Raw genomic sequence first — 8965 nt, 5'->3', positions numbered from 1 at the left:
GGCGCTGTGGGCGGGGGCGGAGGGAGACCTCGCGGCCCTGCGCCTGCTGGCGGACCGCTGCGAGGAGGCGGCCACGACCGGTGAGCACCGGCGCTACCGCCCCCACCTCACCCTGGCCCGCAGCCGGGACGCGCTGGACGTACGGCCGTATCTCGACCGGCTCGACGCGTTCGCGGGGCGGACGTGGACGGTGGACGAGCTGGTGCTCGTCCGCAGCGACCTGCCGAGGTCGGGGGTTCCGGGGGAGCAGCCGCGGTACGAGGCGGTCGCCCGCTGGGGGCTCGGGGCGGGCGGTTAGGCTCGGGTACGTGGACCCGAAAACCCGGAACCGGATCATGGCCGGTGTGCTTGTGCTGTTGTTCGTTGTCGTGGGACTTGCTGCGGCGCTCGGTAAGTGAGGACCGGGGAACTGCGGTCGCTTTTTCGGCTGCGGGCCGGATGCGGCTGGTCGCGCAGTTCCCCGCGCCCCTGACGGGGCGTTTGTCCTCGGGGTGTTTGCTGTGGCTGGTCGCGCCCACGCGGCGGAGCCGCAAATGTCACAGCCCCGCGCCCCTAAAAGAACAGGGGCGTTTGCCCTTACGGCGTTTACCAGGCGAAGGCCTCCGGCGACGGCCCCGGGCCCGGGAAGATCTCGTCGAGCGAGGTCAGGATCTCCTCGGTCAGTTCCAGCTCTACGGCGCGCAGCGCGGAGTCCAGTTGCTCCGCCGTGCGCGGGCCGACGATCGGGCCGGTGACGCCGGGGCGGGTCAGCAGCCAGGCCAGGGCGGCCTCGCCGGGCTCGATGCCGTGCTTGTCGAGGAGGTCCTCGTAGGCCTGGATCTGGGCGCGTGAGGCCGGGTTGGCGAGGGTGTCCGCGGCCCGGCCGCTCGCCCGGCGCCCGCCCGAGATCTCCTTCTTGATGACGCCGCCCAGCAGCCCGCCCTGGAGCGGCGACCAGGGGATGACCCCGAGGCCGTACTCCTGCGCGGCCGGGATGACCTCCATCTCGGCGCGGCGCTCGGCGAGGTTGTAGAGGCACTGCTCGCTGACGAGCCCGATGGTGCCGCCACGGCGGGCCGCGACCTCGTTGGCCTGGGCGATCTTGTAACCGGGGAAGTTCGAGGAGCCGACGTAGAGGATCTTGCCCTGCTGGATCAGGGTGTCGATCGCCTGCCAGATCTCCTCGAAGGGGGTGGCGCGGTCGATGTGGTGGAACTGGTAGACGTCGATGTAGTCCGTCTGGAGGCGCTTCAGCGACGCGTCCACCGCCCGCCGGATGTTCAGGGCGGAGAGCTTGTCGTGGTTGGGCCAGGCGTCGCCGTCGGCGGCCATGTTGCCGTAGACCTTGGTGGCGAGGACCGTCTTGTCGCGGTGGCCGGGGCTCTTGGCGAACCAGTTGCCGATGATCTCCTCGGTCCGCCCCTTGTTCTCACCCCACCCGTACACATTGGCGGTGTCGAAGAAGTTGATACCGGCGTCCAGCGCCGCGTCCATGATCGCGTGACTGTCGGCCTCGTCGGTCTGCGGACCGAAGTTCATCGTCCCGAGGACGAGCCGGCTGACCTTGAGACCTGTGCGTCCGAGCTGCGTGTACTTCATGAGTACCTAGCCAACGGCTTCGAGTGCGCTCGATGCAAGGGGGGTCAGTCGCGGGGGAACTCGTCGGTGGTGAGGGTGAGGCCGACCACGGTGCCGGTGAGATCCATGTCGTCCCCGAACGCCACCTTCGTCTCGGTCGTGTAGTCGTCGCCCTTGGGGTGGGTGTAGACGTGGCAGCGGCCCTGGTACGGGTCGGCGATGACGTAGACCGGGACTTCGGCGAGGGCGTACGCGGCCTTCTTCGGGCCGTAGTCGTTGACGGCGGTGCCCTTGGAGATGACCTCGGCGACGAACTCGACGTCCTCGTGGCGCCAGCCCCCGCCCTCCGTCTTCTCGGCACCCTCGGTCATCACCGTCACGTCGGTCGCGAATCCGTTGAGGTGACCCGGGTAGTCGATACGGACGTCGGACTTCACGCGCTTGCGGGGGTACTTGGTCCGTAGCTGCTCGACGATGTCCATGATGACTTCCGAGTGGCTTTCACGCTGAGGCGAGAAGAAGATGTTGCCCTCGACGATCTCGAACCTTGTTCCCTCGGGGATGGGCAGCTTCTCCAGACACTCGAACATGACGTCCAGCGTCAGCTCGCCACCTTCCTCGGTCATCGCGGTCTTCCTCTCCTCATCAGTGCAGCCGCGCGGTACAACGATACGCACGGTGACCGGGATAGGTAGTGATCACGCCAATGACCGCCGGTTGTCGGTCGGCCTACCTGCGCCTGCGGGAGGACCGGTGGAAGGGTTCCGGGGCGGCGGCCGGTTCCGAGGTGTCGTACTCCCCGCCCACCCCCCACGCCTGGTGCATCGCCCCCGCGAACGCCGCCGCGATCCGGTGCTCGCCGGAGGCGTTCGGGTGGGTGCCGTCGTAGGTGTCGTGGTCGACGTCGTACGACTCCGGGAGGGAGGCCAGGAGGATCGGGGAACGCGGGTCGTCCAGGTCGGCGACCGCCTTGGCCTGGAGTTCGTTGAAGAGGGCGACCTCGGCGGCGAAGGGGGCGTCGGTCCGGGCGCGGACGTTCGGGATGACCGGCAGGAACACCATGCGGACGGAGGGCTTCGCGGCGCGGGCCTCCGCCACGAAGGCGCGCAGGTTGTCGACCGTCTGGGCCGCGTTCGTGTAGAAGCCCAGGTCGATCAGGCCGAGGGAGACGAGGAGGACGTCCGCCCGGTGCGCGCGCACGGCCTCGCCGATCAGCGGGGCCATGTGCAGCCAGCCCTCGCCCCACCCGGCGAGGTGGAAGTGCGGGAAGTCGGGGTCGGCGTACTCGTACGACGTCGGCGTGTCCGTCGCCTTGTCGTACAGCGTCTCGCGCGGGCCGACCACGGCGAACGGGCCGCCGTAGGTCGCGCGCAGGTGCTGCCAGATCCGGTAGCGCCATGTGTGTTCGCCCGCGCTCCCGATCGTCATGGAGTCGCCTACGGGCATGAACCTGAGCATCCGCTCATGATGGACGATCAGTGGCCGATCGCCGGAGCCGGTGGGGTGTGAGGCCTGCCACGATGGCAGGCTTGGGGCATGCGTCGCTTCCTCGCGTTCCTCGGCGCCGGCTTTCTCGTCGGCGCGCTCGCCCTGCCCGCAGCCGCAGCACCCTCCGACGAGGGTGACGGCAAGGGCGACAAGGGGTTCACGATCACCGACTCCCGGATCACCGAGTCCAGCGGCCTCGCCGCCTCGCACCTCCACCCGGGCATCTACTGGACGCACAACGACAGCAACGACGGCCCGTACATCTACGCCGTCGACAGCAGCACCGGCAAGACGGTCGCCACCGTCACCTTCAGCGGCGTCGGCAAGCCGCGTGACGTCGAGGCCATCTCCATCGGACCGGACAACGAGATCTACGTCGGCGACATCGGCGACAACCTCGACGGGACCTGGCCCTACGTCTGGATCTACAAGCTGCCCGAGCCGAAGGTGCTCAAGGACCAGACGATCAAGGCCAAGCAGTACGTCGTGAAGTACTCGGACGGGGCCCGCAACGCCGAGTCGCTGATCGTGCACCCCAAGACCGGGCGCGTCTACATCATCGACAAGAAGGAGGACGGCGGGCACCTCTTCGAAGGCCCGGCGAAGCTCTCCACCTCCGGCACGAACTACTTCAAGCCGATCGCCTCCGTCGACCTCTGGGCCACCGACGCCGCGTTCTCGCCCAATGGCCAACAGCTCGCCGTACGCGGCTACTTCGGCGGTATCTACTACGACTGGAACGGCGGGAAAATCAAGCGCAAGGGGCGCCTCGACGTGCCCCTGCAGGGGCAGGGCGAGTCCGTCAGCTACTCCGCCGACGGCACCAAGCTGATGTACGGCAGCGAGGGCACCGACAGCCCGGTGCAGGCCGAGGACGCGCCGGACGGGGCCTCGTCCGCGTCCAAGTCGCCGTCCGGAAGCGGGAGTTCGGCGAGCGGCGACGACAGCGGCAGCGGCTCGGGGAAGAACCTGAAGGTGGGCGCCGTCGCCGTCGTGATCGTCCTCGGGGCCGTGATCGGGCTGCGGCGCCTCACGCGTCGTAGCTGAACTCGCTTGTGCCGCCGCGCTGTTGGACGACGACCTCAAGACCGTCCAGGATGCGGCCCAGCCCGAACTCGAAGTGGTCGAAACCGGCGGTGAAGGTGTCGGGGGAGAGGGACGCGAGGGTCGGGTAGGCGCCGGTCGCCATGGCCTTCTCCAGGGCCGGGACCTGGGCGCCGTAGAACTCCGCGTCGGTCAGGCCGGTGGAGCGGGCCGCCTCCTCCTGGTGGACCTGGGTGCGGGCGGCGCCGACGACATAACCGTCGATCATCACGACCGTCGAGACGAGTTCCGGGTCGGTCAGGCCCATCGGGCGGATACGGCCGAGCAGGTGCTCCAGGGTCGCGAGGGCGCGCGGGCCGAGCAGCGGGCGTGACTGGTTGACGCGCAGCAGCCAGGGGTGGCGGCGGTGGACGGCGAGCGCGTCGCGGGCGGCCGTCTCCAGCGCGCCGCGCCAACCGGAGCCGGTGGCTTGGGTGGTGGGGCGGTCCGGGAAGCGGACCCGGTCCAGCATCAGGTCGAGGAGTTCGGCCTTCCCCGGGACGTACCGGTACAACGACATGGCGCCCGTGCCCAGTTCGGTGGCCACCCGTCGCATGGAGACCGCGTCGAGCCCCTCCCCGTCCGCGATGCGGATGGCCGCGTCCACGATCCGGTCGACGCTCAGGCCCGGCTTCGGGCCGCGGCTGGGGCGGGGGCCGGTGTCCCACAGCAGTTCGAGGGTGCGGCCGATGTCCCCGCTGCCGCTGGATTCCTGACCGCCGCTCGCCGGCCTGCTCGTCATGGGGGGAGTCTAGGTCCGGCACCAAAACCGAGTACACCGTACGCGTAATCGGATACGGTGCACTCAGTTCGGGAGGGAGGGTTCATGGGCGACGGCAACGGCGGATACGTCGTGGAGGCCGAAGGGCTGGAGAAGCGCTACGGCGACAAGCGCGCCCTCGACGGCTTCGACCTCGCCGTCCGCGAGGGCACCGTGCACGGTCTGCTCGGCCCGAACGGCGCCGGCAAGACCACCGCCGTACGCATCCTCTCCACGCTCGTCCGGCTCGACGGCGGCAAGGCCACCGTCGCCGGTCTCGACGTGGCCCGGCAGCCCCGCCAGGTGCGTTCCCGCATCGGACTCACCGGCCAGTACGCGGCGATCGACGAGATCCTCACCGGCCGGCAGAACCTGGAGATGTTCGGCCGCCTCTTCCATCTCGGGCGCAGGCGGGCCAAGTTGAGGGCGACTCAACTCCTGCGCCAGTTCGACCTGGAGGCCGCGGCCGACAAGGGTGCGGGCGGCTACAGCGGTGGCATGCGCCGCCGCCTGGACCTGGCCGCGTCGATGATCCTCGCCCCGGCCGTCCTCTTCCTCGACGAACCGACCACCGGCCTCGACCCGCGCAGCCGGGGCGAAGTCTGGGAAGCGGTGCGGGAGTTGGTGGCGGACGGGACCACGGTCCTCCTCACCACCCAGTACCTGGAGGAGGCCGACCGGCTGGCCTCCCGCATCACCGTCATCGACCAGGGCCGGGCCATCGCCGACGACACCCTCGACGGCCTGAAGAACCGCGTCGGCGGCGACCGCGTCGAGGTCGTGGTCCGCGAACCCGCCCACATCCCCTACGCGTTGCAGGCCGTCGCCCGGGTAGCCCAGGGCGGTCAACCCGAGGCGGACATCGCGGAGTTGCGCGTCCACGCGCCCGTCGCCGACCGGGTCGGCTCCCTCACCGAGGTCGCCCGGTTCCTCCAGCACTACGGCATCCCGGTCGAGGACATCGGCCTGCGCCGCCCGAGCCTCGACGACGTGTTCCTCCGGCTGACGGGCCGCCGTACCGAAGAAGAACCGGTGCCGGAACCGGAACCTGAGACCGAGGGGGCGGCGGTATGAGCAGTGCCTCGACGGCGGACGGCACCGGGCGCACGTACCGCAGACGCCCCCAGCACGGCCGGCTCTTCTGGACGGTCGCCGACTGCTGGAACGTGGTGCGGCGCGGCCTGACCCACTACCGGCGCCAACCGGTCAGCATCCTCTGGCAGTTGGGCTTCCCGATCCTGTCCGTGCTGCTGTACGGATACGTCTTCGGCAAGGCCATCCAGGTGCCCGGCGGCGGCGACTACAAGGCGTTCCTGATGCCGGGGATGTTCGTGATGACGGTCGCCATGGGCTTCGTCTCCACGGCGACGATCTTCGTCAACGACTCCAAGAAGGGCGTCATCGACCGGTTCCGCTCGATGCCGATGGCGCCGTCCGCGGTGGTCGCCGGGCGCGGTGCGACCGATCTCATCGTGTCCTGCGCCGAGTTGGGCATCATGATGGCCACGGCCTACGGCATGGGCTGGCGCCCGGAGTTCGGCACGGGCCCCGATTTCGGAATCGGCTTCGCGAAGGCCGTCGTACTCCTCCTCTCCCTGCGCTTCGCGCTGATCTGGGTGGGCGTCTGGCTGGGGCTGCTGCTGCCCGGCCCCGAGCAGGTGGGCGGCCTCTTCGCGATCGTCTTCCCGCTGACGATGATCTCCAGCATCTACGTCTCCCCGCAGCAGATGCCCCACTGGCTCGGCCAGGCCGCCCTCTGGAACCCCCTCTCCTCGACGGCCGGCGCCACCCGTGCCCTCTTCGGCGCGCCGACGGCGAGGGGCGCGTCCTGGCCGGAACAGCACGCGCTGCTGCTGGCGGGGGCGTGGCCGGCGGCGCTGACGCTGCTGTTCCTGCCGCTGGCGGTACGGCGGTTCCGCAGGCTCAGCAGATAGCCGTGGACGACTGCCGGCGTCTGTTGCCTTGACGTGTCCACGCGACGTGGCTTCCATGGGAGACGCAGGGTGGTGGGAGCGCTCCCACCAGTTCCGGGCCCGCGCCTCCCGAGAGGAAGCAGCGACATGTTCCGCAGCTTGAGAAGAGCGCTGGGGGTTGTTGCCACGGTGCTCGTGTTGCCGCTGGCCGGTGTGCACACAGCGCGGGCGGCCGATACGGCGAGTGCCCCCGGCGCCGGCTACTGGCACACCAGTGGCCGCCAGATCCTGGACGTGGCGGGCCAGCCGGTCCGTATCGCCGGGATCAACTGGTTCGGCTTCGAGACCGCCAACTACGTCGTCCACGGCCTCTGGTCACGCGACTACAAGAGCATGATCGACCAGATGAAGTCGCTGGGTTACAACACCATCCGCCTCCCCTACAGCGACGACATCTTCAAGTCCGGCACGGTCCCCAACAGCATCGACTTCTCCAGCGGCAAGAACGCGGACCTCCAGGGTCTGAACTCGCTCCAGATCATGGACAAGCTCGTCGCCTACGCCGGCCAGGACGGCCTCAAGGTCATCCTCGACCGGCACCGCCCGGACGCGTCGGCGCAGTCGGCGCTCTGGTACACGGCGGCGGTGCCGGAGTCGACCTGGATCGCCGACCTCCGTTCACTGGCGGCCCGTTACGCGGGCCAGTCGACGGTCATCGGCATCGACCTCCACAACGAGCCGCACGATCCGGCGTGTTGGGGCTGCGGCGACGTGGCGACGGACTGGCGGCTGGCGGCGGAGCGCGCGGGCAACGCGGTGCTGTCGGTCAACCCCGACCTGCTGATCTTCGTGGAGGGCGTGCAGACCTATGCCGGCGTATCGGGTTGGTGGGGCGGCAACTTGATGGGCGCGGGCCAGTACCCGGTCCAACTGACCGTGCCCGACCGGGTGGTGTATTCCGCCCACGACTACGCGACGAGCGTGGCCCAGCAGCCGTGGTTCAGCGACCCGACCTTCCCGGCGAACATGCCCGGGGTGTGGGACAAGTACTGGGGCTATCTCTTCCGGCAGAACATCGCGCCGGTGTGGGTGGGCGAGTTCGGTACGACGCTGGCATCGACGGTGGACCAGAAGTGGCTTGCGGCGCTGGTGAGTTACCTCCGCCCGACATCGACGTACGGCGCCGACACCTTCTCCTGGACCTTCTGGTCGTGGAACCCCAACTCCGGTGACACGGGCGGGATCCTGAAGGACGACTGGGCGACCGTGGACACGGTGAAGGACGGATATCTGGCGAGTGTGAAGGCACCGCTGTTCCCGAGCACGGGAACGAGTGGCGGAACGGGCGGCGGCGGTGGCAGTACCGCGTCCTGCGCGGCGGCCTACACCGTCACCAGCGACTGGGGCAGCGGCTTCAACGCGGCCGTGACGGTGACGAACACGGGGACGTCCGCGCTTAAGTCCTGGCAGGTCAAGTGGACGTGGAGCGGCACCCAGCAGATCACGAACATGTGGAACGCGACGTACACACAGACCGGGGCGAACGTGACCGCGGTGAACGCGGATCACAACGGCAGTGTCGGGGCGGGTGCTTCGGCGAGCTTCGGCTTCGGGGGTGCGCCGGGTGGCGGGACTGTGCCGAGCGTGACCTGTACGGCGATGTGAGGGAGGGGACGGGGGGTGACCGTGCGGCTCGGCGCTTGCTTCCGAAGCCATGGCCCGGCTCGGCAACGGCCTGCGGAACGAGATCTGATCCGAGGTCTCAACTGTCCAAGGGGCAGGGCAGGTCGGGCCTGGTCCGGTTCGGGGTGCAGGTGACGAGGGCCAGGGAGAGGTAGGCCGGCCGTTCGAGATAGAAGCCGTACGACGAGTCGTGGCCGGAGGCCAGCCGTACAGTGGCGGAGGCGACGAGGCCAGCGAGGTGGCCGGCGTCGCGGTGCGCGTCGTTCGCGAACCGGGCTCGGTACGCCGCGAGTTGATCACCGAGCCAGGCTGCCGCGTCGGCCGGGGCGGCCCATGTCCCGCGTACCAGCGAGGGCGGTTTGATCAGCCAGTACGAAGTTTCCAACGGGGGCAGGTCGGAGGTGGGGAATTCCGCCGCCACCTCCCGGTACCGCTGGATCAACTCCGGGCGGCTGCCGGGTGGGGGTGGATCGGGGTGGGG

10 protein-coding genes are annotated in these 8965 nt (G+C 69.5%); 5 read left to right on the top strand and 5 right to left on the bottom strand.

All coding sequences use genetic code 11. From position 1 onward, the window contains the following. A partial coding sequence (locus JHN45_RS48040) for a 2'-5' RNA ligase family protein (protein ID WP_201055736.1) occupies positions 1–298 on the top strand: 298 nt, incomplete at its 5' end. A gap of 287 nt (positions 299–585) precedes the next feature. Here JHN45_RS48040 and JHN45_RS48035 read toward each other — a convergent pair. From JHN45_RS48035 to JHN45_RS48025, 3 genes are all read right to left on the bottom strand, one after another. Beyond that, complete coding sequence (locus JHN45_RS48035) at positions 586–1578, bottom strand: aldo/keto reductase (RefSeq protein ID WP_201055735.1); 993 nt, start codon at positions 1576–1578, stop codon at positions 586–588. Positions 1579–1622: 44 nt separating this feature from the next. Next, positions 1623–2183, bottom strand: a complete 561-nt coding sequence (locus JHN45_RS48030) for a Uma2 family endonuclease (protein ID WP_201055733.1) — start codon at positions 2181–2183, stop codon at positions 1623–1625. Positions 2184–2286: 103 nt separating this feature from the next. Then, entirely contained in the window at positions 2287–3015 is a 729-nt protein-coding gene (locus JHN45_RS48025) for an SGNH/GDSL hydrolase family protein (protein WP_201055731.1), read from the bottom strand. A gap of 78 nt (positions 3016–3093) precedes the next feature. Here JHN45_RS48025 and JHN45_RS48020 point away from each other — a divergent pair, with 78 nt between their 5' ends. Then, positions 3094–4092 carry a WD40 repeat domain-containing protein gene (locus tag JHN45_RS48020; RefSeq protein ID WP_201055729.1) on the top strand — a complete coding sequence of 333 codons (999 nt, stop codon included), beginning with the start codon at positions 3094–3096 and terminating at the stop codon, positions 4090–4092. Here JHN45_RS48020 and JHN45_RS48015 read toward each other — a convergent pair. Further along, positions 4076–4870: a TetR/AcrR family transcriptional regulator gene (locus JHN45_RS48015; RefSeq protein ID WP_200717025.1), complete on the bottom strand. Its 795-nt coding sequence runs from the start codon at positions 4868–4870 to the stop codon at positions 4076–4078. The two genes, JHN45_RS48020 and JHN45_RS48015, sit on opposite strands and share 17 nt — an antisense overlap. 84 nt (positions 4871–4954) lie before the next feature. Here JHN45_RS48015 and JHN45_RS48010 point away from each other — a divergent pair, with 84 nt between their 5' ends. The 3 genes from JHN45_RS48010 to JHN45_RS48000 all read left to right on the top strand — a co-directional run bounded on the left by JHN45_RS48010 (position 4955) and on the right by JHN45_RS48000 (position 8466). Beyond that, positions 4955–5962, top strand: coding sequence for an ATP-binding cassette domain-containing protein (locus JHN45_RS48010; protein ID WP_200717026.1), 1008 nt, complete (start codon positions 4955–4957; stop codon positions 5960–5962). Further along, positions 5959–6822, top strand: a complete 864-nt coding sequence (locus JHN45_RS48005) for an ABC transporter permease (RefSeq protein WP_093628372.1) — start codon at positions 5959–5961, stop codon at positions 6820–6822. Before JHN45_RS48010 ends, JHN45_RS48005 begins: the two co-directional genes overlap by 4 nt. Positions 6823–6948: 126 nt before the next feature. After that, positions 6949–8466, top strand: coding sequence for a cellulase family glycosylhydrolase (locus tag JHN45_RS48000; RefSeq protein ID WP_201055727.1), 1518 nt, complete (start codon positions 6949–6951; stop codon positions 8464–8466). A 97-nt stretch (positions 8467–8563) separates the two neighbouring features. Here JHN45_RS48000 and JHN45_RS47995 read toward each other — a convergent pair. Further along, on the bottom strand, positions 8564–8965 hold a 402-nt coding region (locus JHN45_RS47995), incomplete at its 5' end, for a hypothetical protein (RefSeq protein ID WP_201055726.1).

The organism is Streptomyces sp. MBT53, assembly GCF_016654115.1.
Taxonomy (GTDB): domain Bacteria; phylum Actinomycetota; class Actinomycetes; order Streptomycetales; family Streptomycetaceae; genus Streptomyces.
Note: the sequence above shows the minus strand (reverse complement) of the source record. Positions and strands in the feature narration are given on the sequence as shown.